The organism is Sinomonas atrocyanea, assembly GCF_001577305.1.
Taxonomy (GTDB): Bacteria; Actinomycetota; Actinomycetes; order Actinomycetales; family Micrococcaceae; genus Sinomonas; species Sinomonas atrocyanea.
Window position 1 is genome coordinate 3002480 of sequence record NZ_CP014518.1, and the last position, 25804, is coordinate 3028283.

Here is a 25804-nt window from a genome sequence, read left to right on the forward strand (position 1 = left end):
CTGCTGACCCTGGAGTGATCAATGAGCGCACTGGACGCCACCGATCTCCGACTCGTCCTGGCCCTCGTCGAGGACCCGCGGGCCCAGATCGCCGAGCTCGCAACGCGGGTCGGCGTGGCCCGCAACACGGTGCAGAGCCGCCTGCGCCGCCTCGAGCGGGCCGAGGTGCTCCGCGGCACCGGGCGCGACGTGGACCTCGAGGCGCTCGGCTACGACGTCGTCGCCTTCATCACCCTCGAGGTGGTGCACCGCGAGCTCGACTCCGTCGTGGCAGGCCTGCGCCGCATCCCCACCGTGCTCGAGGCCTACGAGATCTCGGGCCGCGGAGACATCTGGTGCCGTCTCGTCGCCGGTGACACCCACGAGCTCCAGGCCTCCCTGCGCCAGGTGCTGCGCATCAGGGGGGTCATCCGCTCCGAGACGGTCCTCGCGCTCCACGCCCACATCGCGTACCGCGCCGATTCGCTCCTGCGGCGCGCCGTGGACCGCACGCGGCGCGCCGCGGAGGCGGCGGCAGCACCGGCGTCGGACGCCGGGCCTTCGATAATGGACCGGTGACCATCATCGACAACGCCGTCTACGTCGACGGCCGCAGGGCGGCCCACCCCGAATCGCTCGAGCAGACCTTCGAGACGCTGGAGGCGACCGGCGGCAGCATGGCGTGGATCGGCCTCTACCGCCCCTCCGCCGAGGAAATGGCCGAGGTGGCCCACGAGTTCCACCTCCATGACCTGGCCGTCGAGGACGCCATCAACGCCCACCAGCGGCCCAAGATGGAGCGCTACGACGAGATGCTCTTCACCGTGCTGCGCCCCGCGCGGTACATCGACGAGACGGAGACGGTCGAGTTCGGCGAGCTGCACGTCTTCACCGGCCCGAACTATGTGGTCACGATCCGGCATGCCGAGACCGCCGGCGTGGGCCTGGTCAGGAAGCGCCTCGAGGCCGATCCCGGCCTCCTGCGGCACGGGCCCGAGGCGGTGCTGTACGCCCTGCTCGACCGGGTCGTGGACGACTACAAGCCGGTCGTCGCCGGCCTCGAGAACGACATCGACGAGATCGAGGACCAGCTCTTCGCCAACGACGCCGCCGTCTCGCGGCGCATCTACGAGCTCACGCGCGAGGTCATCCAGTTCCAGCGGGCCGTCCACCCCCTCAAGCGGATGGTGGAGAACCTCGAGGGAGGCTTCGGGAAGTACAAGGTGGAGATCGAGCTCCAGCGCAGCCTGCGGGACGTCCATGACCACCTCGAGCAGATCGTCTCCCGCGTCGACGCGTTCCGGGACCTCCTGCAGAACGCGCTCGTGCTCGACGGCACCCTCACGGCCAACCGGCAGAACGAGACGAGCCTCGCCCAGAACGAGCAGGTCAAGCGGATCTCCTCGTGGGCGGCGATCTTCTTCGCCCCGGCCCTCGTCACCGGCATCTACGGCATGAACTTCAAGACGATGCCCGAGCTCGAGTGGGACCTCGGCTACCCGTATGCGCTCGTCCTCATGGTGGTGGCCGGCTTCATGCTGTGGCTGGTCTTCAAGTGGAAGCAGTGGCTGTGAGCCGAGGCAGCGCGGTCGCCGGCGGCCCGGGGTGGGAGGCGGGCCGCGTGCTCGTGCCGGGCACCGAGGAGCAGCTCGGGGCGCTCGGCCTCTTCGCCCCGCCCGGGGAGGGGATGGACCTCGACGCGCCCGGCGGCGTCCTCCACGCCCGCGCCGCGGACGCGGAGCTGCTGTGGCTCGGCTTCGGGGAGGTGTGCCGCGCGGGGACCGCGGGCGTGAGCTGGGCCGAGCTCGCGCCGTGGCACGCCGTGTGGGTGGTCGACGGCGTGCCCGTCCTGCGCACCGCAGCCTCAGCGGACGCGGCGGCGTTCCTCGCCCTGGCGGAGGCGCTCCATGCCGCCGACGTCCCGCTCGTGCTCCTCGCGGCCAAGGACCCCGGCCCGCTGCCCCGACCGCTCCCCCTCCACGAGACGGCCGACGGCGGGCTCCCGCGGCTCCGCTGGGGCAGCTAGGCTGGCCGGATGACCGACCAGCAGCCTGTCACCGTCACTGTCACCGGAGCCGCAGGCCAGATCGGCTATGCGCTGCTCTTCCGGATCGCGAGCGGCGCCATGCTCGGCGAGGACGTGCCGATCCGGCTCAGGCTCCTCGAGGTTCCCGCGGCGGTGCGGGCTGCGGAGGGCACGGCCCTCGAGCTCGCCGACTGCGCGTTCGGCCCCCTCGTCTCGGTCGACGTCACCGACCGGCCGGCAGAGGCGTTCGACGGCGCTGACGTCGCCCTGCTCGTGGGCTCCAGGCCCCGCACGGCGGGCATGGAGCGCTCCGACCTCCTCGAGGCGAACGCCGGCATCTTCGGGCCCCAGGGACGGGCCATCAACGACCACGCGGCGAGCGGGGTGCGCGTCCTCGTCGTCGGCAACCCGGCGAACACCAATGCGCTCATCGCCGCGACGAGTGCCCCGGATGTGCCCCGTGAGCGCTTCACCGCCATGACGCGGCTCGACCACAACCGGGCCGTGGCCCAGCTCGCCGCCAGGCTCGGCTGCCGGGCCTCGGACGTGGACGGAGTGTCCATCTGGGGCAACCACTCCGCGACCCAGTACCCCGACGTCACCCACGCGACCGCGGGCGGCCAGCCCGTGCCGACGCTCGTGGAGCAGGACTGGCTCGAATCCGAGTTCATCCCGCGCGTGGCGCGGCGCGGGGCCGAGATCATCGACGTCCGCGGCGCGTCCTCCGCGGCGTCCGCGGCCAGCGCCGCGGTCGACCACGTGCGGGACTGGGTGCACGGGACGCCGGGCCGGTGGACCTCCGCCGGCGTCGCCTCGGACGGCTCCTACGGGGTGCCCGAGGGACTCGTGAGCTCGTTCCCCGTGCGCAGCGAGGACGGCCGGTTCTCGATCGTGCAGGGCCTCGACATCCCGGCCTTCTCCCGGGCCCGCATCGACGCCTCCGTCGCCGAGCTCGAGGCGGAGCGGGACGCGGTGCGCGGGCTGGGCCTGCTCGGCTGACCGCCCGGGCCTTCCTACCCTTCCACGGCCCTCAGGGCCGTTCCTAGCATGGTGGCATCGCCCACCATCCATCGCCCCTCCGGCGGAAGGAACGGTTCGATGACCATCCAGCAGCCCCCGTACACGGCAGGCGGCGCAGTCCCCCCGCTCGAACTCCCCTACTACGGCGCTCCCCCGGTCGAGGCCGTCAAGCGCGTCTTCCAGAAGTATGCGGTCTTCAGCGGGCGCGCAAGCCGCAGCGAATACTGGTGGTGGGCCCTTGCCTCGGCGATCGCGTCCGGGATCCTGAATGCGATCAGCCCCACCGTGGTCAACGGCCAGTCGACGGGTGCCAGCCCGCTCGGCGGCCTGTGGTTCTTCGCCACCGTGGTGCCGGGCCTCGCGGTCGCGGCGCGCCGGCTGCACGACGCGAACCTGTCCGCCTGGCTCCTGCTGCTCGTCCTCGTTCCCGTGCTGGGCTGGATCGCGCTGATCGTGATGCTCGTCCAGCGGGAGAACCCGCTGGGCCAGCGCTTCGACCGGTATCCCGGCAGCGGCTACCTCAAGCGCCGTGCCGACGCCCAACAGCCGCCGTACGGGTTCCAGCAGCCGCCCCAGGGCCCCGGGGAGCAGCCGCCGCAGTATCCGTACGGTGTCCAGCAGCCGCCGCCGTACCGGGCCGAGCAGCCGCCGCAGTATCCATACGGTGTCCAGCAGCCGCCGCCGTACCGGGCCGAGCAGCCGCCGCAGCCGCCGCCCAACCCGGCCGCGCCGGGCAGCGGCCCTGAGGCCGGCCCGGGGCCCGGGAGCCGGCCGGCCTGACGGGGCTGACGCTGGCCCGTCCCAGAACGCAGACAGGGCCCCAGCCGGTATGGCTGGGACCCTGAAAGTGCCCTGTGATGAGGGACAACGTGGAGCCTAGGGGATTTGAACCCCTGACCTCTTCGATGCGAACGAAGCGCTCTACCAACTGAGCTAAGACCCCTCGGTGCGGGCACTACGTTACTTGCGCGGCCGCCAAAATCCAAATCGGAACGGGGCGCCGGCCCGCTCCCGGCCGCTGTGCTGACGGGCTAGGCACGGCGCCGCTGGAGGACCTCGTCGAGGTTCCCCAGGGCTCCCCCACGGGCGGCCGTCTTGGCCGTGCCGAGGGCCGGGACGCCGGGCGCGGACCCGGGCTCGGGGCCCTCCGCCGCGGGCTTGAGGGGAAGGCCCTCCGGCGTGGGCTCGGCCGCAGTCTGGATCGGAGCGGGCTCAGGCCGCTCGGCCTTCGCGGCGTCGAGATAGGCGGGCCGGGGCACCTCCACGGGCTCCCAGCCCGGGGCCTGCTCGCCGCTGGCCCGCGCCGCCTCCTCCGCGCTGGCCTGGGACGCCTTCGCGACGTCGAGCGCGATCGCCCTGAGTTCCTCTCGGCTCACGGGGCGCGGAGCGGGTGCAGGCTCCCGCCCGGCATCGAAGACCTCGCTCGGCGTCACCGTCCGCGCAGGCGCTGCGGGCCTCGGCGCGGGGGCGCCCATCGCGGCACCGAAGGCACGGTCCATCCGCCGCTTCCGGTCGCGCACGGCGAGGGAACGGAGCAGTGCGACGGAGCCGACGGCGGTGGCCAGGCAGGCCAGCGGGACCCAGGCAGGGACGCCCACGATCATGAGGACGAGGGTGACCACGGCCGCCACGAGGGCGCAGAGGCCCGTGAGGGCCACGGCGAGCCGTCCCCAGCGGACGCGCAGGCGGGGCTTCGGCGCACCGCCGGGCAGGCGGCCCTCGGCGCGGGGGCGGCCGAGGAGCCGCCGGTCCCCGAGGAGCTGGACGGCGTGGCCTCGCGTCGGAGCGGCTCCATGGACTCCATGAGCAGGGCCGCCTCGCCGGCAGGCTGCTCGGCGGCGCGGCGGCGGAGGAAGTACGGGGCGACCCACAGCAGCCACACGAGCACGGCAGCGCCGAGCACCGTCGAGCTGCTGAGGGCGAAATCCATACTCAGAACGGTAGGAGGATCGCCGGGGCGCTGCCCGTATTAGCGCCGGTGTGTCGCGAGAACCTCAGCGGGAAGGCGCGGGCGCCGGCTCCGTCCGGAGCCGCCGTCGTCCGCCGGCTCAGCGTCGCGAGGCGAGCCACCGGCCGAGCAGGCCGCCTTCGGGGATCTCCTCGGCGGTGAGGGCGAAGGACTCATGGTCCGCCCAGGCCCCGTTGATGTGCAGGTAGCGGGGGCGCAGGCCCTCGTGCCGGAATCCGAGCTTCTCGACCACGCGGAGGCTCGGGGCGTTCTCGGGGCGGATGTTGATCTCCATGCGGTGCAGGCCCATCTCGCCGAAGCAGTGGTCAGTCACGAGCGCGACCGCCGTCGGCGCGATCCCGCGGCCGGCGTGCTCGCGGTCCACCCAGTAGCCGAGCGTGGCCATGAGCGCCGAGCCCCACACGATCGAGGACACCGTCAGCTGCCCGACAATGGGCGCCCTGCGGAGGCGGGGATCGTCGAGGGTGATGACGAAGGGCAGCGCCGTCCCCTCCCTGGCCTGCCGCGTGAGGGACCGCACCATGTCCCGGAAGGTGGGCAGAGTGCCGCCCGGCTGGGGGTTCGAGGCCTCCCAGGGGGCGAGCCAGGCCCTGTTGCGGGACCGCACGGCCATCCACTCCGCGCGGTCCCCCATCCGCAGCGGCCGGAGAGCGAGGTCCCCGGCGCGCAGGGTGACGGGCCAGAGGCCCGATGCCGACATACTCCGGGTCAGCCGCGGGCCGACGCCGTGTCCGCGCCCTCGGCCACGAAGTCCGCGAGCCACGAGCGCAGGTCTGCGCCGAACTCGTCGCGGTCGCAGGCGAGGGTCACGACGGCCTTGAGGTAGGAGAGCTTGTCCCCGGTGTCGTAGCGGCGGCCGCGGAAGACCACACCGTATACCCCGCCGCCCTCGCCCTCGCGGCGCGCCAGCGTCTGCAGGGCGTCGGTGAGCTGGATCTCGTCGCCCCGGCCGGGCTCGGTGCTGCGCAGCACGTCGAAGACGGCGGGGTGGAGCACGTAGCGGCCGATGATGGCGAGGTTGGACGGCGCATCCTCGGGCGCGGGCTTCTCGACGAGCCCGTGGACCTGGACGTAGCTCTCGCCCTCCACCTCGGTGACGTCGGCGCAGCCATAGGAGGAGATCGTCTCGCGGGGGACCTCCATGAGCGCCACGACGGAGCCGCCGGTGGCCTGCTGGACCCGGATCATCTCGCCGAGGAGCTCGTCCCGCTCGTCGATGAGGTCGTCGCCGAGGAGCACGGCAAAGGGCTCGTTGCCGACGTGGCGCTCGGCGCACAGCACGGCGTGCCCGAGGCCCTTCGGGTCGCCCTGGCGGACGTAGTGGATGTCGCCGAGGTTGTTGGACTCCTGGATCGCTGCGAGCTTCTTGCGGTCGCCCTTCGCCTCGAGCGCGGACTCGAGCGACGGGACGCGGTCGAAGTGGTCCTCGAGCGCGCGCTTGTTGCGGCCCGTGATCATCAGGATGTCCTCGAGGCCCACCGACACCGCCTCCTCGACCACGTACTGGATCGCGGGCTTGTCGACGACGGGGAGCATCTCCTTGGGCATGGCCTTGGTCACCGGCAGGAACCGAGTCCCGAGACCAGCGACAGGGATGACGGCTTTCCTGACAGCTCTGGAGGTAGACACGAGCCACACTCTATACGAGTACGGGACATGCACGGATAGAGTCGCGCCATGGACACCGCCGAGCTCAAGTCGTCCCTGCGCGCCCGGATCTGGTCGGCGCGCCGCGCCCTCGCACCCGCCGAGGTCGCCGCCGCGGCTCCCCTCATCGCGGGGCACGGCCTCGCCTGGGCCCGACGGACCGTGGCCCCGGGGGCCGTCCTGACCGCCTATCTCGGCGTCGGCGTGGAGCCGCCCACCGCGGGCCTCCTCACGGACCTGCACGAGGCGGGCTTCCGCATCATGCTCCCGATCTGCCTCCCCGAGCGGCAGCTCGGCTGGACCGAATGGCACCCGGGCATCGAGTTCGCGCGGAGCCGCTACGCCCCCGTGCAGGAGCCGGTGGGCACCGTGGTGCCGGCCGAGCAGGTCCTCGCCGGCGGCCCCGACCGTCCCCCCATCGCGGGGATCGTCCTGCCGGCCACGGCCCTGGACAGCGAGGGGCGCCGGCTCGGCCAGGGCGGGGGCTACTACGACCGCTTCCTCGCCCTCGCGGCGGCGCTCGGTGCCCGGCTCCCCACCGCGGCGGTGGTGTACGACGGCGAGGTGCTCGCCTCGGGCGAAGTCCCGGCCGATGTGCTGGACCGGCGCGTCGACGCGGCCCTCACTCCGGGCGGGATCGTCGATCTCGGCGGCGCCGGCCAGACCACGGAATAGGCGCACGCGGCAGCCTGTTAGAATTAGCACTCGAGGCCCGCGACTGCCAACCGGACCGACGTCCCAGTGCCGGGACGCCGCCGGACGACGGTGCTGCGGCCTCTGCCCTGTCCAGAAGGAGTTCCTGTGCCTACTTACGCCTACGCCTGCAAAGACTGCGACCACGCCTTCGAGACGGTGCAGTCGTTCAGCGACGCCTCGCTCACGGTCTGCCCCGAGTGCGGCGGGACCCTGCGCAAGAAGTTCAACACCGTCGGCGTCGTCTTCAAGGGCTCTGGCTTCTACCGCACCGACTCCCGGGGCGGCAGCTCCAGCAGCGCCCCGGCCGCCTCCCCGGCCAAGGAATCTGCTCCGAAGGACACCAAGCCGGCTCCCGCGGCCGCAGCCAACTGACCTTCTTCCCCTCCCCCGGCTGCGCGCCGGGCGCGTCGTCCACATAGACGCGTTCCCCGACCCGTCGTCTGCGCCGCCGCCCTAGCGTGGCGTCATGACACGCAGCCCGGCGCCGAAGCGCCAGCCCGCCCCGGTGCGCCCCTGGGCGTCCGCCCCGCGCAGCCCCCTTCGCCGCTTCCTCGACCGGCGCCGCCGCACCCTCGCGGCGGCGCTCTTCTGCGTGGCGGCGGGGGCCGCCGTGCACGAGCTCACGCCGCCTTCGGCCGCGATGGCTCCCGTGGCCGTTGCGGCCCGGGACCTCGCCGGCGGGGCCACCGTCGCGTCAGGCGACGTGCGCGTGGCCAGGCTCCCTGCCGACGCGGTGCCGCGGGGCGCCTCGTCGGATCCCTCCCGGCTCGTGGGGCAGCGCCTTGCAGGCCCCGTGCGCAGTGGCGAGGCCATCACCGACGCCGGCCTCGTGGGGCCGGGGCTCCTTGCGGGATCAGCCCCGGATACGGCCGCGGTCCCAGTCCGGGTGGCCGATCCGGCCTCGCTCCAGCTCCTGCGGCCGGGCCAGCTCATCGACGTCGTGCTCAGCACGGACGCCGGCGGTGGGCCCGGAGCGGGCACGACGCTCGCCGCCCAGGTTCCCGTCCTCTGGGCCGGCGGACCTGGCGGGGCAGGCGGGGCCGCCCCGTGGCTCGGTTCGCAGGATGCCGAGGGACTCCTTGTCGTCGCCGCGCGCCCGGACCAGGCACTCCGGCTCGCGGGTGCGTCGGCCCGCGGGAAGGTGTTCTTCACCCTCGTCGAGGCCGGGCCCCGCTCATGCGGGTCGCGCCCGCCAGCCGCTCAGCCCCAGTGGGGAGGCCGCTGCTCCTTGAGCCACCGCTCGCGCGCACGCTCGGCGCTCCGACGCGTCACCGGCTCGTAGGGCCGCTGGACGGCCGCGGACTCCGGCTCGTCCGCCTCGGCGGGCCCCGTGCCGGGAACGGTCACGCGGCGGGACCCGCGGGGGCGGCGGAGCTCGCCGGTCTCGGTGGGCTCGCCGGCGGCGGCCTCCGCCTCGTCCCTGTCCGCCTCAGCGGAGGTGCCGCCGTCCTGCGGCCCCGCCTCGTCGGTGCTCCCGCCGTTGGCGTCGGAGTCACCGCTGTCAGCGTAGGCGTCGGCGCCGCCAGCGGCCCCGGCCTCCCCCGCCGACGGGTCCTCAGCATCGGCCGCGTCGCGGTCGGCGAACCACGACCCGAAGCCTTCCGGACCCGCGGCTGCGGCGCCGGAAGCGTCCGGCCCGGCACCGGCCGGGCCCTCGCTTCCGCGGCCCCCGTCCGCGCTGTCCGCGCTGCCTGCCCGGTCCCGCCGATCGGGGCCCTGGGCCTCGTCACGCTCGCTCATGGCCGTGGTCCCCTCGCTCTCCCGCTGGCTGCGGGTCCTCCCGTCGGCCTCCCAGGCCTGCGCGGACGTGACGGGGCGGTGGCGCCCGTCGTGGCCGCCGCCCCAGGCCCCGTCGAGGAATCCGGCTGTGCCGTTCTCATCGGCATCCGTGGCCAGGCCCAGCTCCCCGGCGATCATCTCGGCGCAGCCGCTGGGATCCGTGAAGACTTCGATGGTCCACAGCGTGAAGTGCTTCCACCCGAGGCGTCCGAGGAGCTCTGGCCGCTGGCGCGTGCGCTCGCGCACGCTCATGGAGCGGTACCGGGCGGTGCCGTCGGATTCGACGGCCACAGGGACGCTCGTCTCGTGGTCCTCGCGGCCGATGGTCAGCACGGGGTCGATGGCGGCCGCCATGTCCACCGCACCGTCGTAGTGGTGCCAGACGCGGGCGCCGCGGGAGCTCAGGCGGTCCCCCAGGTCCGTGACGAGGGGGTCGGCCCCCAGCGCTTCGGCGCTGGCCGCGGCGCGGGTGGCCGGAGTGCCGAGCTGGGTGTTGCCTCCGAGCTCGCGGTCCAGCAGCTCGTAGAAGTCCGAGGCCCCTTCGCTCAGACGCGTCACGTCGAGCTCGGACGGCTGGAAGCAGCTGAGCACGTGCAGGCTGTGCCTGGCCCGGCTCATCGCGAGGGCGAAGCGCCGCCGGCCGCCGGGCTCGCTCAGCGGGCCGAAGTGGTGCATGGCGCGCCCGTGCGGCGTCCGGCCGAACCCGAGCGAGAAGATGACGTGGTCTCGGACCAGGCCTCCGGCCCGGTCGATGTGCACCACGCGGAACGGCTCGGTGCCGCCGCTGAAGAAGGCGACGAGATCCGGATGGTTGGCCATCTGGAGCCGGATGGCCTCTCCGACGCGGGCGGCGTGGTGGGCGCTGGCGGTCACCACGGCAAGGGAGACGCCCGGGCGGTGCCGCGCGTGGTCGAATACCAGGTCGACCACCCTGTTGACCTCGGCGGCGACCGACTCGACCCCGCCGTCCTCCCCGCTCGGCAGCCCCGTGCCGTCCGGCAGGTACTCGAGCAGGAACGGCCGGTCCAGTCCGGTCACGCTCGGCCCGTCGGGGAGCCGCCGGAGGCGCCCGGAGTAGAAGCGCCGGCTCAGCTGGAGGTCCAGGTCCTCGTCCACGGACCGGTACGTGGTCCGCAGGCGCACGGAGGGCAGGACGCGGGACAGCGCGGTCAGGGCGCTGTCCACCGAGGGGGCGAGCGGCTGTCCGGCCTGCTGCTCGACCGAGACCGAGAAGGGGCGCGGGTTGGCCACCTGCGGGTCGCCGAAGGCGATGATCTGCTGCCCGCGGCCGATGCCGGGCAGGGCCGCCCGCAGCGGCATCGAGTCGGCGTCGAGCAGGAGGACGGCGTCGAACCGGCGGTCCCGCGGCAGGGCGGCGGCGAGCGCGTAGGGGCTGCACATCCACACCGGCACGAGCGGCCGGATGAGCCGCGGCGACTGGCGCTCGAGGGCGGTCAGGCTGATCCGGCCGTCCTTGAGGATTGCCCGCAGCGACTCCGCTTCCCGGGGGTGTCGCTCGATGGCTTCGGCCCACTCGCGGGCAAGCCGCCAGCGCAGCCTCGCAGCACCGCTGGCGATGTGCGCGCGGTCCGCCCTGGCGAACTCCGATTCGGCCCGGCGCAGCTGCTCGCCGTCGGACATCGCGAGGTAGTCGTCGCCGCTGATCATGGCCTCGAGGACGGACTGCCACCACGCGAGCTCGAGCTCGGCGGTGACGACGGCGGGCGCGGCCTCGCGCTCGGTGAGGTCGGCTAGGAGGTCCGTGAGCCCGTGCTCGCGGAGCTCGTCCTCGAGCAGCGTCCGCTCCGGGAGGGAGCGCAGAATCCGGGAGTCCTCCGCCAGCGCGTCCAGACGGGTCCGCAGCTCGGCGATGTCCGTCTCGAGCAGGCGTCCCCCGAGCTTGGTGGGCGCCACGATGGCCCCGAGGCGCCGCAGTCCCCGCTCGGCCGCCACGTACGCCTCGCGGAGCTCAGCGAGGCCCGAGGGAACCGAGGGGTGCCGCTGCGACACGGCGCAGGCGGACCAGGCCTCGCGCTGGGACTGGACCAGCACGAGCGAGCTGTGGAGGTCCGCAAGGTGCACTCCTGGGCGCACGTATTCCTTGGCAACCCTGCGCAGGCGCGAACGCTGCAGCGCGGTGACCTCGATGCCCCGCTCGCGCCGCCATGCGGCCGGGGCGGTCGCGGCGATGAGGTCCATGACGGGGCGGTCGAAGATGTCGGGCGTGAACTTGTCCAGGCTCTCCCGCACGGCGACGAGGAGCTCGAGCTGGCGCCCCCAACCGCCCACTGTCCGCTCGAGACGGATGGCGGCGTGCTCGGCCACGGCGTTCATGCGCTCCTCGAGCGCGGGGACCTCGGTGGCCAGCCGGGCGGCCAGCTCGCGGGCCTCTTCGGTCTCGCGCCGGGTGACGAGCCGCGCCCCGTGCCAGGGGCTCTCGGCCGCGGCGCGGCTGAAGCTGCCCAGCTCGGCCGCCCGGCGGAGCCGCTCGCTGAGGCCCGCGCGGTCCCTGATGCTGTCCAGCACACTGCGCTTGAGCCGCACGGTGGTGGACGGGGCGGGATGGAGCGAGGTGAGGGCGGCGAGGGACTGCATCGCCTCGTACGGGGAGCAGCCCCAGCGCTCCCTCACGTTGTGGAGGGAGGCCACGTGGTCCATGAGCTGGTGACGGCGCTCCCGCAGGACCCGGTACACGCCCTGGAGCCGGGGCTCCTGCGACTTCTCGTTGCGGACGATCGAGCGGACCACCTGCTGCCGCAGCTGGCCCGGAGTCACCGTGGCGCCCAGCTGCAGTGCCAGGGAGCCGAGTCCGAGCTCGTCGCAGCGGCGGTGCAGCTCAGCGAGGCTCGCGCGCCGCTCGGCGATGACCAGGACGGAGCGGCCCGATTCGACGAGGGTCGCGAGCGCGTTCACGGCGGTCTGCGTCTGGCCGGTGCCCGGCGGGGCCTCGACCACGAGCGAGTCGCCCGCCCGCACGGCATCGATGACGAGCTGCTGGTCCACGTCCGCATCGAGGACGAGGAACTCCTCCTCGGGGTCGCGCTCGTCGAGGGCCTTGAAGCGCGAGTCGTCAAGCGGTTCCGGAGCGGGGTGCACCGATCCCGAGGTGGAGGCCAGGGCGGCGAGGACAGGGTGCGCCGCGCTGATGGAGGGGTCCTCGAGGGACTCCTCCAGGTCCGCGAACGTCGAGACGAGGAGCCGGGACTCCACCTGTGCGCCCGCGATGGGGGCGATGAGGGTGCGGATGCGGTCCAGGACCGGCTGGGGGTCGAGCCGGGCTGTGCTGTAGGCGAGCTTCTCGATGGCGGGGGCGTCGACGTCGATCCGGTGGATCGAGCGCAGGTGCCGGACGAGGGCCGGATTGATCCGGGCCTGCTCCGTGAGCTTGAGCTCGAAGTCGTCCTGCTCGGGACGGACGGTGAGCGCCACTGCCGCGAGCAGCACCGGCGCGCTCACGCGCCGCGGCTTGCCGCCGACGGCGGACGTCCACGTGGCGAGCCCGGCGGCGAGATGGCCGGCGTCGACGCCGCGCTCGTTCGCGAGCTCGTGGGACTTCGCCCGCAGGTTGCGGGCCGCGCGGGCGGCCCGGGTGTAGTCGTGGCGCTCCCGCAGGAGCGTCGAGAGGCGGGTGCGGCGGCCGGCGAGGAGCTGCGCGAGGCCGGAGGCGTGGGCGCGGGTCAGGTCGATGCTGCCGTCGGTCCCCGGGTAGTACCCGAGCATCGTGTCCGGTCCGGTGACGCCGGGCAGCGCGGAGAGCCACGCCTCAAGACGCGCCTCCTCCTCGGGGGACGTCGTCTCGGGCACGTCTTCGCTCTCTTCGCGCTCGTCGGCAGCCGTTGCAAGGGTGCTGGCTCGTTTGCCTGTGGACCATCTCGGCATAGCTTCGAGGTTAGCCTGTCAAGGGGCTCACCCATGGGTGCAACGCTGTGGGAGCCCAAATCGGCGCCGGCCGGTACCCCGCAGGGGCACCGGCCGGAGACACGCAAGAGGCAGCGGCCCGCCTACTCCCACTCGATGGTGCCCGGGGGCTTGCTCGTGACGTCGAGCACCACGCGGTTGACGCCGTCGACCTCGTTGGTGATGCGGTTGGAGATCCTGGCGAGCAGGTCGAACGGCAGTCGCGACCAGTCGGCCGTCATGGCGTCCTCGCTCGAGACCGGCCGCAGCACGATCGGGTGGCCGTAGGTGCGGCCGTCGCCCTGGACGCCCACGCTGCGCACGTCGGCGAGGAGCACGACGGGCATCTGCCACACCTCGTCGTCGAGTCCGGCCGCGGTCAGCTCGGCGCGGCCGATGGCGTCGGCCTTGCGCAGCAGCTCGAGGCGCTCCGCGGTGACCTCGCCGACGATGCGGATGCCGAGGCCGGGACCGGGGAACGGCTGGCGGCCGACGATCTCCTCGGGGAGGCCGAGCTGCCGGCCGACCGCGCGGACCTCGTCCTTGAAGAGGGTGCGCAGCGGCTCGACGAGCTCGAAGCGGAGGTCCTCGGGGAGGCCGCCCACGTTGTGGTGGCTCTTGATGTTGGCCGCGCCCTCGCCCCCGCCCGACTCGACGACGTCCGGGTAGAGCGTGCCCTGGACGAGGAACTTGATCTGCTCGCCGGCAGCCTGCGCCTCCTCGATGATGGCCCGCTCGGCCTCCTCGAACGCCCGGATGAACTCGCGGCCGATGATCTTGCGCTTCTGCTCGGGGTCGGTGACCCCGGCGAGCGCGCTGAGGAAGCGCTCCTGCTCGTTGGCGACGTAGAGCTTGACGCCAGTCGCGGCGACGAAGTCGCGCTCGACCTGCTCGGCCTCGCCCTCGCGGAGGAGGCCGTGGTCCACGAACACGCACGTGAGCTGGTCGCCCACCGCGCGCTGGACGAGCGCGGCGGCCACGGCGGAGTCGACGCCGCCGGAGAGCCCGCAGATGACGCGGGCATCGCCGACCTGGGCGCGGATCCGCTCGACCTGCTCCTCGACGATGTTGCCCGTGGTCCAGTTGGGCTCGAGCCCGGCCACCTCGAACAGGAAGTTCTCGAGGACCTTCTGGCCGAAGTCCGAGTGCTTGACCTCGGGGTGCCACTGGACGCCGCCGAGGGCCTTCTCGGCGTTGACGAACGCCGCCACCGGCGCTCCGGCCGTGGTCGCGAGGACCTCGAAGCCCTCGGGCGCGCTCTGGACGGAGTCACCGTGGCTCATCCACGTGTTCTGGGTCGCGGGCACCCCGCTCAGGAGCGAGTGCGGCTCGCCGACCGAGGTGGTCACCGTGGCCCCGTACTCACGCAGGCCGGTGCGGGCCACGACTCCCCCGAGCGCGTTGGCCATGGCCTGGAAGCCGTAGCAGATGCCGAACGCCGGCACCCCGGCCTCGAACAGGTCTGCTCCGACGCTCGGCGCACCGTCGGCGTACACGCTCGAGGGGCCGCCGGAGAGGATGATGGCGGCGGGATTCTTGGCCAGGATCTGCTCGGTGGTGAAGGTGTGCGGGACGATCTCCGAGTACACGTTCGCCTCGCGGACGCGGCGCGCGATCAGCTGCGCGTACTGTGCCCCGTAGTCCACCACCAGCACCGGCCTGTGGGCGGTCTGGACGCCGTGCTCCTCCGCCGAGGTCTGGGAAGCTGTAGTCACCCATCAAGGGTACCGGACCACGGCGCCGGTTCCCGGGGCCGTGTGGCGTCCGCCTCACTCCCCGGGAGAGCCCGTGGCGGCCCCGTCAGTAGCGCTGGCCGGCGTCGGGGTGCGACTCGAGGTCGCGCTCGGCCTCGGCATGCATGCGGCGCTCGACGATGAAGCTCAGGAAGGGCACCACGCCGCCGAGGGCCATGAGGATGAACCGCGGGAAGGGCCACCGCATGAGCGACCACAGGCGGAAGTTCGAGATGAGGTAGATCACGTACATCCACCCGTGGACGATCAGGATGGTGATGGAGAGGTTCGCGCCGCCCACCACTCCTGCGGGGTCGGCATCGGCGAAGCCGAAGCCGAACGGCTTGCCCGTGAAGGCGTCCGAGCCGCCGGCGTAGAGGAACTGGCCGAAGGCGTAGCGGGCGATCATCTCGGCACACAGCAGCAGGAGCATGGTGCCGGTGATGTACGCCGCGAACCGGTAGAACTTCAGGGCAGAGCGGATCTGCGCGACGGTGCCTCCGAACCTCCGCTGCCCGGCAGCGCGGCCCAGAGCGGGCTTGGGGTCAATCACGGGTTTCCTCCGGTCTCGGAGGGCGCCTTCTCGGCGCCCGGGGTGGACTTCTCAGCAGTGTCGGCCCCGCCACCGGCGGCTTCGGCGGCCGCGGCATCGGCGAGGGCGTCCTGGGTGCGCTCGTAGTCGTCCCGCACGAGCCTCCACCACAGGAAGATGGAGAAGCCGGCGAAGACGACCCACTCGACGGCGTAGAAGATGTTCAGCCAGTTCACGGGCTGCTCGATCGGCTGTGCCTCGATACTCAGCGGCTGGAGGCCAGGGGACGCGGCCGCGGCGGCGCCCGACGGCGTGACCTCCTTGGTGACGCCGACGAACCCCGTGTAGCTGGGCACGTCCCAGACGTTGATGAGCTGGGCCACCGAGAGGGTGGCGATCTGGCCGGGCGCCACGTCCTGCGCCGCCTGGGGCGCCTCGGACGGCTCGAGCCGCCCGGTGAGGGTCAGGTGGCCCGACGGCGGCGGGGCCGCGTCCTGCGGCGAGGTGATCCATCCGCGGGCCACAGGCACCACGGCGCCGTGCTCGCCGCCGACGGCGGGCGCGCCGTCGACCGTGAAGGCGGTGACGACCCACCAGCCCTTCTGCCCGTTCTGCAGCCGGTCCCGCACGAGCACCTGCCGGCGCGGATCGTAGGAGCCGCGGAACGTGACCATCTGGTCGGCGGCGGGGGCCGGGAAGACCTCGCCGGGGCGCAGGACGCCGGTGAGCGGCTTGACCTCCTCGATGGCGCGCGGCGCGGGGGGCGCCTCCGAGACGGAGCGGGAGAACTGCCACTGGCTCAGGAGCACGAACACCCAGGACACCACAAGCGCTCCCACGAGCGCCGCGATCCACTGGGGCTTGAGGGCAGTTCGGAGCACCCGTTAACGGTACTCCGACAAGCTGTAGAAAACGTAAACGCCCCCGGGCCGCCCGGGGCGGGCGCGCTCAGGGATCGGCGAAGAGGAGCGCGGAGTTGACGAGCTCGGCGATGATGTCGGGATCGTTGGCGCGGCGCAGCGAGTCGCGGAAGCCCTCCTTGGACAGCGAGCGGGCCATCGTGGCGAGGACCTCGAGGTGCTCGGAGAAGGAGGCGGCCGGCGTCGCGATCAGCAGGACCACGTAGGCGGGCCCGTCCATCGCCCCGAAGTCGAGGGCGTGCCCGTACTTGGTGATGCCCACCGCGATCGAGGGCTGCCGGACGTGTTCGCTGCGGGCGTGGGGCAGGCCGATCCCGCCGGGCAGGCCGGTGGCGAGCTGGTGCTCGCGCGCCGCGACGTCCGCGAGGAACCCCTCGAGGTCGTCGATCCGGTCCTCGGCGGCGAGGCGGGTGGCGAGCTGGCGGGTGGCGTCCGCCCGGCCGTCGGCAACCATCTCCAGGATCACCAGGCCCGGGGTGGTCAGCTGGGCGTCGTAGCGGTCGAAGGAACCGGGCAGGGGCATGCCCGTTACTTTACCGGGACGATGTCTTCGGCACCCATCCGCGCGGCCTCCGCGGACTCGTCGTCCGGCTGCTGCTGGCTCAGCCGCTCGGCCTCGACGCGGGCGAGGTAGTGCGCCACCTCGTTGTCGCGCTGGGTCTGGCTCCAGCCGAGGATCGGGGCCATGAGGTCCGCGACGACGGGCGCCGCGGACACGCCGCGGTCCCACGCCTCGATGGAGATGCGGGTGCGGCGGGTCAGGACGTCCTCGACGTGCCGGGCGCCCTCGTGGGTGGTGGCGTACACGGCCTCCGCACGGAGGTAGTCGTCGGCGCCCGGCAGCGGCTCTGCGAGCTCGGGCCGCTCCTTGACGAGCGCGAGGACCTCCTCCGTGAGCGAGCCGAAGCGGCGCAGGAGGTGCTCGACCCGGGCCACGTGGACGCCAGACCTGTCGGCCAGGCGGTGCCGCCGGTTCCAGACTGCCCGGTACCCCTCGGCCCCCACGAGCGGGACCCTGTCGGTGCAGGAGGGAGCGATGCGCTCGTCCATGGCGCGGGTTGCCTCGTCCACCGCGTCCTTGGCCATGACCCGGTACGTCGTGTACTTCCCGCCCGCCACGACCACGAGGCCCGGGACAGGATGGGCGACGACGTGTTCCCGGCTGAGCTTGGTCGTGGACTCGCTCTCACCGGCCAGCAGCGGCCTGAGCCCGGCGTAGACGCCCTCGACGTCCTCCCTCGTCAGGGGCCGCTTCAGGACCCGGTTGACGTGCTCGAGGATGTAGTCGATGTCGCTGCTGGACGCGGCCGGATGGGCCTTCTCGAGCTTCCAGTCGGTGTCCGTGGTGCCGATGATCCAGTGCCGCCCCCACGGGATGACGAACAGGACCGACTTCTCGGTGCGCAGGATGAGCCCGACCGTGGACTGGAACCGGTCCCGGGGCACCACGAGATGGACGCCCTTGGAGGCGCGCACCTTGAGCTGACCCCGGTCGGTGACCATCCCCTGGGTCTCGTCCGTCCATACCCCGGTGGCGTTGATGACCTGCTTGGCCCGCACCTCGAATTCCGAGCCGGTCTCGTGGTCCCGCATCCGCGCCCCGACCACGCGCTCGCCCTCGCGCAGGAAGTCCACGACCGCCACCCGGTTGGCCGCGTGCGCGCCGTACTGCGCCGCGGTCCGCACGAGCCCGGCGACCATGCGGGCGTCGTCGACCTGCGCGTCGTAGTAGCGGACGGAGCCGATCATGGCGTCCTCGCGCAGGCTCGGCGCGGCCCGGAGCGTGCCGCGCCGGAACAGGTGCTTGTGGATGGGCAGCCCGGTGCCGTGGCGGGTGAGCCCCAGCGTGTCGTAGAGGACCATGCCCGTGCCCACGTAGGGCCGCTCCCAGAAGCGCCGGGTGAGCGGGTACAGGAACGGCACCGGATGCACGAGGTGGGGTGCGATCCGCTGGAGCAGGAGGCCCCGCTCCTGCAGGGCCTCCTGGACCAGGCGGAAGTCCAGCATCTCGAGGTACCGCAGACCGCCGTGGATGAGCTTCGACGAGCGGGAGGAGGTCCCGGAGGCCCAGTCCCGCATCTCGACGATCCCGACCTCGAGCCCGCGCGTCGCCGCGTCGAGCGCCGAGCCGGCGCCGACCACTCCGCCGCCGACCACGAGGATGTCGAGCTCGCGGCCGGGCTGGGTGGACTCCCTGAGCCGGGAGAGGGAGGCTTCCCGGTACTCCGGGCTGAGCTGTGCGGTCATCGTGTGCCCCTTCGCCTCGACGAGGCAGCCCTGCCGCCAGGGCGCCTCTGCGGAACCTGCCTGGTTCCGAGTCTAGGCGCGCCCGCGGCGGATCGTCAGGGGCGGAGCAGGCACCGCGCGGACACGCCCGGGCCTCACCGCTGGGGCGCGACGACGACGTCGACGCGCTGGAATTCCTTCAGGTCCGAGTAGCCCGACGTGGCCATGGAGCGGCGCAGCATCCCGATCAGGTTGCTCGTGCCGTCGGCGTGGTGGCCCGGGCCGAAGAGGACCTCCTCCATGGGGCCGACCGTGCCGACGTTGACGCGCTCGCCGCGCGGCGTCTCGGGGTGATGCGCCTCGGCTCCCCAGTGCCAGCCGCGGCCGGGGGCCTCCTCGGCGCGGGCGAGGGCCGAGCCGAGCATGACGGCGTCCGCACCCATCGCGATGGCCTTGACGATGTCGCCCGAGGTGCCCATGCCGCCGTCGGCGATCACGTGCACGTAGCGGCCGCCGGACTCGTCCATGTAGTCGCGGCGCGCGGCGGCGACGTCGCTGATCGCCGAGGCCAGCGGAGAGTGGATGCCGAGCGCGCGGCGGGTGGTCGTCGTCGCACCTCCCCCGAAGCCGACGAGCACGCCGGCGGCGCCGGTGCGCATGAGGTGCAGCGCGGGCGTGTAGCCGGCGGCGCCGCCGACGATCACGGGCACGTCGAGCTCGTAGATGAACTTCTTGAGGTTGAGCGGCTCCTGGTTCTTGGAGACGTGCTCGGCGGAGACCGTGGTGCCGCGGATCACGAAGAGGTCCACGCCGGCGGCGAGGACCGTCTTGTAGTGCTCGAGCGTGCCGGACGGTGTCAGCGACCCGGCCACGGTCACGCCGGACTCGCGGATCTCGGCGAGGCGCGCGGTGATCAGCTCGGGCTGGACGGGCACGGCGTAGAGCTCCTGCAGCCGGCGGGTGACCGCCGGGCTGGAGGGCTCCCCCTCGAGGCCGGCGATCTCCGCCAGGACCGCCTGCGGGTCCTCGTAGCGGGTCCAGAGGCCTTCGAGGTCCAGGACGCCGAGGCCGCCGAGCCGGCCGAGCGTGATGGCCGAGGACGGGGACATCACCGAGTCCATCGGGGCGGCGATGACGGGCATCTCGAACTGGTAGGCGTCGATCTGCCACGAGACCGAGACGTCCTCGGGGTCACGGGTCCGGCGGTTCGCCACGATCGCGATGTCATCGAGGGAGTAGGCACGGCGTCCGCGCTTGCCACGGCCGATTTCGATCTCGTAAGTCACGGCTCCAAGCCTACTGGACTGGGGCGGCCGGTCCCCCGAAGCCGCCAGCGGGCCGGACGGGACCGCGACGCACGACGGCGGCCCTCCCCTCGCGCGGGGAGGGCCGCCGTCGTCTGCGGTCGGCTCGGGCGCCGGGTGGGCTACCGGCGGTAGTTGGGCGCCTCGACGGTCATCATGATGTCGTGCGGGTGGCTCTCCTTGAGGCCCGCCGAGGTGATGCGGACGAACTTGCCCTTGGCCTTGAGCTCGTCGATGGTGTGGGCGCCGACGTAGAACATGGTCTGGCGCAGGCCGCCGATGAGCTGGTGGGCCACGGCCGAGAGCGGGCCGCGGTACGGGACCTGGCCCTCGATGCCCTCGGGGATGAGCTTCTCGTCGCTGGGCACGTCCGCCTGGAAGTAGCGGTCCTTCGAGTAGGAGGTGTTCTTCCCACGCGTCTGCATCGCGCCGAGCGAGCCCATGCCGCGGTAGGCCTTGAACTGCTTGCCGTTCATGAACACGAGGTCTCCGGGGGCCTCGGCGGTGCCGGCCAGGAGGGAGCCGAGCATGACCGAGTCGGCGCCGGCGACGATCGCCTTGCCGATGTCGCCCGAGTGCTGCAGGCCGCCGTCGGCGATGAGCGGGACTCCGGCGGGGAGCGCGGCCTTCGAGGACTCGTAGATCGCGGTGATCTGGGGCACGCCGACGCCCGCGACGACGCGGGTGGTGCAGATCGAGCCCGGGCCGACGCCGACCTTGATCGCGTCCGCGCCCGCGTCGACGAGCGCCTGGGCGCCCTCGCGCGTGGCGGCCTGGCCGCCAATGATGTCCACGTGCGCGGCGGCCGGGTCCTTCTTGAGCCGGGCGATCATGTCGAGCACGCCCTGGGAGTGGCCGTTGGCCGTGTCCACGACGAGGACGTCCACGCCGGCCTCGACGAGGGCCATGGCGCGCTCGTAGCCGTCACCGAAGAAGCCGACGGCCGCGCCGACGCGGAGGCGGCCGGCCTCGTCCTTGGTGGCGTTCGGGTACTGGTCCGCCTTCTCGAAGTCCTTGACGGTGATGAGGCCCTGCAGGATGCCCATCTCGTCCACGAGCGGGAGCTTCTCGATGCGGTGCTTGCCGAGGAGGCCGATCACCTCGTCGCGGCCCACGCCCACCCGCGCGGTCACGAGCGGCATCGGGGTCATGACCTCGTGGACCTTGCGGGTCGCAAACTGGTCCTGCGGAATGAAGCGGGTGTCGCGGTTGGTGATGATGCCGAGCAGCTTGCGGTTCGCATCGACCACCGGCAGGCCCGAGACGCGGTAGTGCGCGCAGAGGTCGTCGAGCTCCCGCAGGGTCGCCTCGGGGCCCACGGTGACGGGGCGGGTGATCATCCCGGACTCGCTGCGCTTGACCTGGTCCACCTGGTCCGCCTGGTCCTGGATCGAGAGGTTGCGGTGCAGGATGCCGATGCCGCCCTGCCGGGCCAGGCTGATGGCCATGCGCGACTCCGTGACGGTGTCCATGGCGGCGGAGAGGATCGGCATGCCGAGGCGGATACGCCGGGTCAGCCGCGTCGAGGTGTCCGCCTCGGACGGGATGACGTCCGTGGGGCCGGGCAGGAGCAGGACGTCGTCATACGTCAGGCCGAGGAAGCCGAACGGATCGTGGGCTGGGGTGGGCGTGGTCATGAGTGCTCCTTGGCCGTGTGCCGGGTGGGCATTGCAGGGGTGCGCTGATGACCAGCCAGTGCTTACGGGACTGGTCTGCTGCGGTGGGTTCTATCCTAAACTTCCCCCGCCCCAGCGGGTATTCCGCGGGGCGGGCCGGGTGAGGAATGCCACACCCGGACCGCGCCGGACCGCGGCCTAGGACCAGCCGGTCGCGCGGGAGATGCGCTGGTCCAGGATCGAGGACATCGAGGCGGCGTAGGTCGCGCTGATGTGGTTGTCGTCCAGGTACACGTACACGTTCCCGATCACGCCCCCGCACTGGCCCTGGGGGCAGAGCATGTCGGTCATGTCGATCGGGTGGAAGCCCTTCGTGTAGGTCTTCGCGAGCGGTGCGAGCGGGTCCTCGGCGGCAAGCGCCTGGGAGACGGGCACGCGGCAGGAGTCCGGATCCGAGCCGGCCACGCAGTCGGCCATGTTGAAGGTGAAGCGCGGGTTGTCGCGCAGTGCGATGACGTTGACGTCCTCGGCCTGGAAGGTCTTCAGGAGGTCCTCCAGGCCCGGTGTGGTGGTCTCCTGGGGGCTCGACGGCGCGGCCGCCGTGCCGACGAGCACCACGGCGTCCGGCTTGTGGGCCGCGATCTGCTGGACCACGGCGCGGTTGAACTGGTCGCATTCGTCCCCATCGTCCCCGCGCGGGGGCTGGAACTGGCAGCCGCCCTTGAGGAGCTGGTAGAGGCGCCAGTTGCGCTGCTGGGCGATCGGGGCGAGGGCGCCGAGCCACTGCTGGGCGTGCGAGTTCCCCACCACGACCACCGTCTTGGACGCGCCCGAGGCGCCGACCTGGGTGCAGCCGTGGTCACGGAGCGCGTCGGAGAGGCCGAGGTCGTCGTCGCACGGGTTCGGCAGGGCCGCCCAGTCCGACGGGAGCTTGTCCGCGGCGGGCAGGATCTCGGCCTTCGGATCGGGGTGGCCGTTGTAGCCGGGCACCAGCACGGCGGCGCCCGGGTTGTCCCGCGAGGCGTTGGCGAGGGCGCGGTGGTTCGCCGCGTCGAGGGAGGTCTGGACGCTGCCCACGAGGACCGCGACGGCCGCGCCGCACGCGGCGAGCGAGGTGAGGCCCCGCCGTCGGTTCTTCTCGGGCCACGCCCAGGCGCGCCACGGGCGGTCGATGAAGCGCGTGGTCAGGTATGCCAGGACCACCGAGCCGGCGATCGCCGCGCTGCCGGAGAGCCAGCCCATCCGCTCCTTGCCGGAGACGGCGAGGGCGATGACGAGGACCGGCCAGTGCCACAGGTAGAGGCTGTAGGAGATGTCGCCGAGCTTGCGCAGCGGCGGAGTGTCCAGCAGCCGGTGGACGCCCCACCGGCCGCCGGAGTCGGCGGCGAGGATCACGGCGGAGGCCGAGAGCGTGGGCCACAGGGCCGCGGCGCCGGGGAACATGCCGTCCACCCGCAGGATGAGCCCGCAGGTGACGATCCCGGCGAGGCCGATCCAGCCGGCGATCGCCGCCACGCGCGCCGGCAGGTCGACGCGCTGCGCGACCAGCGCCACGAGGGCCCCGAGGGCGAACTCCCACAGGCGGGCGAACGTGTCGAAATAGGCCTCGGACTGGGACACGGCGGTGAAGTAGACGGAGTACGCGAGCGAGCAGAGGAAGATCGCCCCGAAAACCTTCAGGATCACGCCCCAGTAGTCCAGCCCGCGGGCCCGGCACAGGGCAGAGACCGCCACGAAGATCACCGGGAAGACGATGAAGACCTGCCCCTGGATCGAGAGCGACCAGAAGTGCTGGAACGGGCTCGCGAGGGCGTGGTCCCCGGCGTAGTAGTCCACGGCGTCCCGCTGCAGGACGAAGTTCTCGACATACCCCAGCGACGCCCAGGCCTGCTCGAGGACGGGGCCGAGCCGCGTGGGCGGCAGGAACGCGAGCACGGCCACCACCGTGCCGATGATGGTCGCCACGGCAGGGGGCAGGAGGCGGCGGAAGGTGTGGATCCACCGCTTCACGAGCCCCACCCGCACGCCGCGCCGGTGCCGGTCGAGGAACTGCCCGGTCATGAGGAAGGCCGAGACGAGCAGGAACACGTCCACGCCCCCGGAGACCCGTCCGAGCCAGACGTGGTACGCGACCACGAGGCCGAGCGCGACGGCCCTCAGCCCCTGGATCTCGGGCCGGAACCCGCGCCTCGCCGACCGCGCGGTGCCCGTGGGCCGCTCCGGCTGACGGACCGGGTCCAGGGTCTCAGGGCGCGCGGGCGTCACGTCGAGGGCCTCCTCAGGGCTGGGCGGAAGCTCCCAGTCTAGACGAGGCCGCCACTCATCACGTAAGGCCAGCCGCTGAAAGACGCTGCCCGAGGATGGTCGCCATCGACGCCGAATAGGTCCTCGTGACGTGGTTGTCGTCGAGGTAGACGTACGTGTTGCCGATGACCCCGTGGCACACGCCGCCCGGGCAGAGCAGGTCGGTCATGTCGATCTGCACGAAGTGCTGACGGTGCGCGGCCGCGAAGTCGGCGAGCGGGTTCTTGGGGGCCAGCAGGGACGACTGTGGGGCGCTGCACTTGGGCGACGAGGCGCCGTTGCGCGCCACGCAGTCGGCCATGTTAAACGTGAAGCGCGGGTTGTCGCGGACCGCTACCACGGTGGAGCCCTTCGCCGTCAGCGCGGCGACGACGGCGTCGAGTCCCGGCGAGAGCGTCTCCGCGGGCGAGGACGCCGCAGCCACGGTGCCGACCATGAACACGGTCCCGGGCGGGTTCGCCGCGAGGTAGGCGGCCACGGAGGCGTTGAACGCGTCGCAGTCGGGGTTGCCGGACTTGGTGGTGGGCGCATAGATGCAGCCGCCCTTCAGCAGGGAGACGACGCGCTCCCCGCGCTGCTCGGCCACCGGCTCGAGGGCGGCCATCCACTGCTCGGAGTGCGAGTCGCCGACCACCACGATGGTCTTGGCCTCGCTCGCCGCGACCGCGTTCATCCCGCAGACGGAGGCGAGGGAGTCGGGGACCTTGAGGTCGCTCGAGCACTTCTTGGGCAGCCCGTACCAGTCGGTGGGCACCTTCTGGGCCACCGGTATGAGGCTCGCCGTGGAGGAGGCCTTGTCGTCGTAGTCCGGGTCGAGGGCCTTGGCTCCCGGGTTGTCGACGGCGGCACGGGCCTCGACCTGCGAGGTGGTGGTCTGCACGCTGCCCTGCACCGCGGCGATCGGCGCGACGCCGACGAGCACGCACGCGGCCACCCCGGCGAACCCGTTGCGCAGGCGCAGCTCCGGCCACCGCCATGCCCGCCACGGGGTGTCGACGAAGCGGATCGTCGCCCAGGCGAGCAGCACCGAGACGAGGATGGCCAGGGTGCCGAGGAGCCAGCCGGCTTCCCCACGCTGGCGCCAGGTGAGGGCGATCACGAGCACGGGCCAGTGCCACAGGTAGAGGCCGTAGGAGATGTCCCCGAGCTTCCGCAGCGGCTTCGAGGCGAGGACCTGGTGGACGCCGAAGCGGCCGCCGTGCTGGGCAGCGAGGATCACCGCCACCGCCGAGAGCGTGGGCCACAGCGCGATCGCGCCGGGGAAGAGCCCCTGGACGTCGAGCACAAGCCCGCAGGCCACGATCGAGGCCACGCCGCCCCAGCCCATCACGAGCGCCGCGCCCTGCCCGATGCGCACGCGGTCGATCGCGAGCGCGAGGAGGCTGCCGAGCGCGAACTCCCAGATGCGGGCCGGCAGGGAGAAGTACGCCTGCACCTGGTCCGCGGCGGTGAACCAGACCGAGAACGCGAACGAGGCGGCGAAGACCGCCGCGAAGCCCACGGTGAGGACCTTCTCGTAGGCGAGGCCCCGGCGTCGTGCGAAGGCTCCGAGCGCCACGAAGACCAGCGGGAAGAGGATGAAGATCTGCCCCTGGATCGAGAGCGACCAGAAGTGCTGGAAGGGACTCGCGAGCGAGTGGTCCTGGGCGTAGTAGTCCACGGCGTCGCTCTGCAGGAGCCAGTTCTCCACATAGCCGAGGGACGCCGCGCCCTCCCGGAGCACGTCCCCCCACCGCGTGGCGGGGAGGAAGATGACGGCGGCGATCACGGTTCCGGCGATCGTCACGGCGGCGGCGGGAAGAAGACGCCGGAAGACGTGCAGCCAGTGCCGGAGCAGGTGGGTGCGCTCGCCGCGGCGGTGCCGGGCCACGAACTGGCCGGTCATGAGGAACGCGGAGACCATGAGGAACACGTCGACCCCGCCGGAGACGCGCCCGAGCCACACGTGGTAGAGCACCACCAGCGCCACGGCGACCGCCCTCAGGCCCTGGATCTCCGGTCGGAAGACACGCCCCCCACTCGCTTGCCTGTGTCCTTCGGCCACCACGCCAGCCCCACTCTCCTTCACGTCAGCCGATTTTCCTGCCCCTCCATTGCGCCCCGCCCACCTGTGCGTTCCCTGTGAGCGGCGTTGCCCCTCCCTATGCAAAGCACCC

22 protein-coding genes and 1 tRNA gene are annotated in these 25804 nt (G+C 72.6%); 8 read left to right on the top strand and 15 right to left on the bottom strand.

The window, feature by feature from the left end; genetic code table 11:
• Positions 1–21 precede the first annotated feature (21 nt).
• The 5 genes from SA2016_RS13805 to SA2016_RS22510 all read left to right on the top strand — a co-directional run bounded on the left by SA2016_RS13805 (position 22) and on the right by SA2016_RS22510 (position 3805).
• Positions 22–558: an Lrp/AsnC family transcriptional regulator gene (locus tag SA2016_RS13805; RefSeq protein ID WP_066499083.1), complete on the top strand. Its 537-nt coding sequence runs from the start codon at positions 22–24 to the stop codon at positions 556–558.
• Positions 555–1553 (top strand): magnesium/cobalt transporter CorA, encoded by a 999-nt coding sequence (gene corA, locus SA2016_RS13810; protein WP_066499084.1) that lies wholly within the window; start codon positions 555–557, stop codon positions 1551–1553. The genes SA2016_RS13805 and corA overlap by 4 nt, the downstream gene beginning before the upstream one ends.
• Positions 1550–2005: an AFG1/ZapE family ATPase gene (zapE, locus tag SA2016_RS13815; protein WP_066499090.1), complete on the top strand. Its 456-nt coding sequence runs from the start codon at positions 1550–1552 to the stop codon at positions 2003–2005. The genes corA and zapE overlap by 4 nt, the downstream gene beginning before the upstream one ends.
• A gap of 9 nt (positions 2006–2014) precedes the next feature.
• Entirely contained in the window at positions 2015–3004 is a 990-nt protein-coding gene (locus SA2016_RS13820; RefSeq protein WP_066499093.1) for a malate dehydrogenase, read from the top strand.
• A gap of 99 nt (positions 3005–3103) precedes the next feature.
• A complete protein-coding gene (locus SA2016_RS22510) occupies positions 3104–3805 on the top strand; it encodes a DUF805 domain-containing protein (RefSeq protein ID WP_084249530.1) in 702 nt (233 codons plus the stop codon).
• A 90-nt stretch (positions 3806–3895) separates the two neighbouring features.
• Here SA2016_RS22510 and SA2016_RS13830 read toward each other — a convergent pair.
• From SA2016_RS13830 to galU, 5 genes are all read right to left on the bottom strand, one after another.
• A tRNA-Ala gene (locus tag SA2016_RS13830) sits at positions 3896–3968 on the bottom strand.
• Positions 3969–4056: 88 nt separating this feature from the next.
• A complete protein-coding gene (locus tag SA2016_RS13835; protein WP_066499098.1) occupies positions 4057–4683 on the bottom strand; it encodes a hypothetical protein in 627 nt (208 codons plus the stop codon).
• Entirely contained in the window at positions 4626–4955 is a 330-nt protein-coding gene (locus SA2016_RS13840; RefSeq protein WP_066499099.1) for a hypothetical protein, read from the bottom strand. The genes SA2016_RS13835 and SA2016_RS13840 overlap by 58 nt, the downstream gene beginning before the upstream one ends.
• Before the next feature lie 118 nt (positions 4956–5073).
• Positions 5074–5694, bottom strand: a complete 621-nt coding sequence (locus tag SA2016_RS13845; protein WP_066499106.1) for a GNAT family N-acetyltransferase — start codon at positions 5692–5694, stop codon at positions 5074–5076.
• An 8-nt stretch (positions 5695–5702) separates the two neighbouring features.
• Complete coding sequence (galU, locus tag SA2016_RS13850) at positions 5703–6623, bottom strand: UTP--glucose-1-phosphate uridylyltransferase GalU (RefSeq protein WP_066499108.1); 921 nt, start codon at positions 6621–6623, stop codon at positions 5703–5705.
• A 48-nt stretch (positions 6624–6671) separates the two neighbouring features.
• Between galU and SA2016_RS13855 the strand changes: the two genes are divergently transcribed.
• The 3 genes from SA2016_RS13855 to cpaB all read left to right on the top strand — a co-directional run bounded on the left by SA2016_RS13855 (position 6672) and on the right by cpaB (position 8619).
• The gene (locus SA2016_RS13855) at positions 6672–7316 is read left to right on the top strand and encodes a 5-formyltetrahydrofolate cyclo-ligase (RefSeq protein WP_066499111.1); all 645 of its coding nucleotides are present in this window, start codon (positions 6672–6674) and stop codon (positions 7314–7316) included.
• 126 nt (positions 7317–7442) lie between these two features.
• The gene (locus SA2016_RS13860; protein ID WP_066499112.1) at positions 7443–7709 is read left to right on the top strand and encodes an FmdB family zinc ribbon protein; all 267 of its coding nucleotides are present in this window, start codon (positions 7443–7445) and stop codon (positions 7707–7709) included.
• A 94-nt stretch (positions 7710–7803) separates the two neighbouring features.
• The gene (cpaB, locus tag SA2016_RS13865) at positions 7804–8619 is read left to right on the top strand and encodes a Flp pilus assembly protein CpaB (protein WP_084249531.1); all 816 of its coding nucleotides are present in this window, start codon (positions 7804–7806) and stop codon (positions 8617–8619) included.
• On the opposite strand, the gene SA2016_RS13870 is transcribed toward cpaB, so the two are convergent.
• From SA2016_RS13870 to SA2016_RS13915, 10 genes are all read right to left on the bottom strand, one after another.
• Positions 8538–12995, bottom strand: coding sequence for a DUF4011 domain-containing protein (locus tag SA2016_RS13870; protein WP_084249532.1), 4458 nt, complete (start codon positions 12993–12995; stop codon positions 8538–8540). The two genes, cpaB and SA2016_RS13870, sit on opposite strands and share 82 nt — an antisense overlap.
• Before the next feature lie 122 nt (positions 12996–13117).
• Entirely contained in the window at positions 13118–14668 is a 1551-nt protein-coding gene (gene guaA / locus SA2016_RS13875; protein WP_066499114.1) for a glutamine-hydrolyzing GMP synthase, read from the bottom strand.
• Positions 14669–14813: 145 nt separating this feature from the next.
• Positions 14814–15299 (bottom strand): DUF3817 domain-containing protein, encoded by a 486-nt coding sequence (locus SA2016_RS13880; protein WP_066499116.1) that lies wholly within the window; start codon positions 15297–15299, stop codon positions 14814–14816.
• Complete coding sequence (locus SA2016_RS13885; protein WP_066499118.1) at positions 15296–16159, bottom strand: SURF1 family protein; 864 nt, start codon at positions 16157–16159, stop codon at positions 15296–15298. The genes SA2016_RS13880 and SA2016_RS13885 overlap by 4 nt, the downstream gene beginning before the upstream one ends.
• A 67-nt stretch (positions 16160–16226) precedes the next feature.
• Complete coding sequence (locus SA2016_RS13890; RefSeq protein ID WP_066499120.1) at positions 16227–16721, bottom strand: PTS sugar transporter subunit IIA; 495 nt, start codon at positions 16719–16721, stop codon at positions 16227–16229.
• 5 nt (positions 16722–16726) lie between these two features.
• Positions 16727–18445 carry a glycerol-3-phosphate dehydrogenase/oxidase gene (locus SA2016_RS13895; protein WP_066499122.1) on the bottom strand — a complete coding sequence of 573 codons (1719 nt, stop codon included), beginning with the start codon at positions 18443–18445 and terminating at the stop codon, positions 16727–16729.
• Between the two features lie 134 nt (positions 18446–18579).
• Positions 18580–19710, bottom strand: a complete 1131-nt coding sequence (locus tag SA2016_RS13900) for a GuaB3 family IMP dehydrogenase-related protein (RefSeq protein WP_066499124.1) — start codon at positions 19708–19710, stop codon at positions 18580–18582.
• A gap of 140 nt (positions 19711–19850) precedes the next feature.
• Positions 19851–21365, bottom strand: coding sequence for an IMP dehydrogenase (gene guaB / locus SA2016_RS13905; RefSeq protein ID WP_066499126.1), 1515 nt, complete (start codon positions 21363–21365; stop codon positions 19851–19853).
• A 177-nt stretch (positions 21366–21542) separates the two neighbouring features.
• On the bottom strand, positions 21543–23609 hold the full coding sequence (locus SA2016_RS13910) for an acyltransferase family protein (RefSeq protein WP_229710893.1): 2067 nt from the start codon (positions 23607–23609) through the stop codon (positions 21543–21545).
• A gap of 58 nt (positions 23610–23667) precedes the next feature.
• Complete coding sequence (locus tag SA2016_RS13915) at positions 23668–25716, bottom strand: acyltransferase family protein (RefSeq protein ID WP_066499129.1); 2049 nt, start codon at positions 25714–25716, stop codon at positions 23668–23670.
• Positions 25717–25804: the final 88 nt, after the last annotated feature.

What these genes read in the sequence shown, in the direction of transcription:
- SA2016_RS13895 (WP_066499122.1), bottom strand. Translation starts at nt 18,445, where the DNA reads ATGACCGCACAGCTCAGCCCGGAGTACCGGGAAGCCTCCCTCTCCCGG.
- SA2016_RS13870 (WP_084249532.1), bottom strand. Translation starts at nt 12,995, where the DNA reads ATGCCGAGATGGTCCACAGGCAAACGAGCCAGCACCCTTGCAACGGCT.
- SA2016_RS13805 (WP_066499083.1), top strand. Translation starts at nt 22, where the DNA reads ATGAGCGCACTGGACGCCACCGATCTCCGACTCGTCCTGGCCCTCGTC.
- SA2016_RS13855 (WP_066499111.1), top strand. Translation starts at nt 6,672, where the DNA reads ATGGACACCGCCGAGCTCAAGTCGTCCCTGCGCGCCCGGATCTGGTCG.
- SA2016_RS13840 (WP_066499099.1), bottom strand. Translation starts at nt 4,955, where the DNA reads ATGGATTTCGCCCTCAGCAGCTCGACGGTGCTCGGCGCTGCCGTGCTC.
- cpaB (WP_084249531.1), top strand. Translation starts at nt 7,804, where the DNA reads ATGACACGCAGCCCGGCGCCGAAGCGCCAGCCCGCCCCGGTGCGCCCC.
- SA2016_RS13890 (WP_066499120.1), bottom strand. Translation starts at nt 16,721, where the DNA reads ATGCCCCTGCCCGGTTCCTTCGACCGCTACGACGCCCAGCTGACCACC.
- SA2016_RS13845 (WP_066499106.1), bottom strand. Translation starts at nt 5,694, where the DNA reads ATGTCGGCATCGGGCCTCTGGCCCGTCACCCTGCGCGCCGGGGACCTC.
- SA2016_RS22510 (WP_084249530.1), top strand. Translation starts at nt 3,104, where the DNA reads ATGACCATCCAGCAGCCCCCGTACACGGCAGGCGGCGCAGTCCCCCCG.
- guaB (WP_066499126.1), bottom strand. Translation starts at nt 21,365, where the DNA reads ATGACCACGCCCACCCCAGCCCACGATCCGTTCGGCTTCCTCGGCCTG.
- SA2016_RS13820 (WP_066499093.1), top strand. Translation starts at nt 2,015, where the DNA reads ATGACCGACCAGCAGCCTGTCACCGTCACTGTCACCGGAGCCGCAGGC.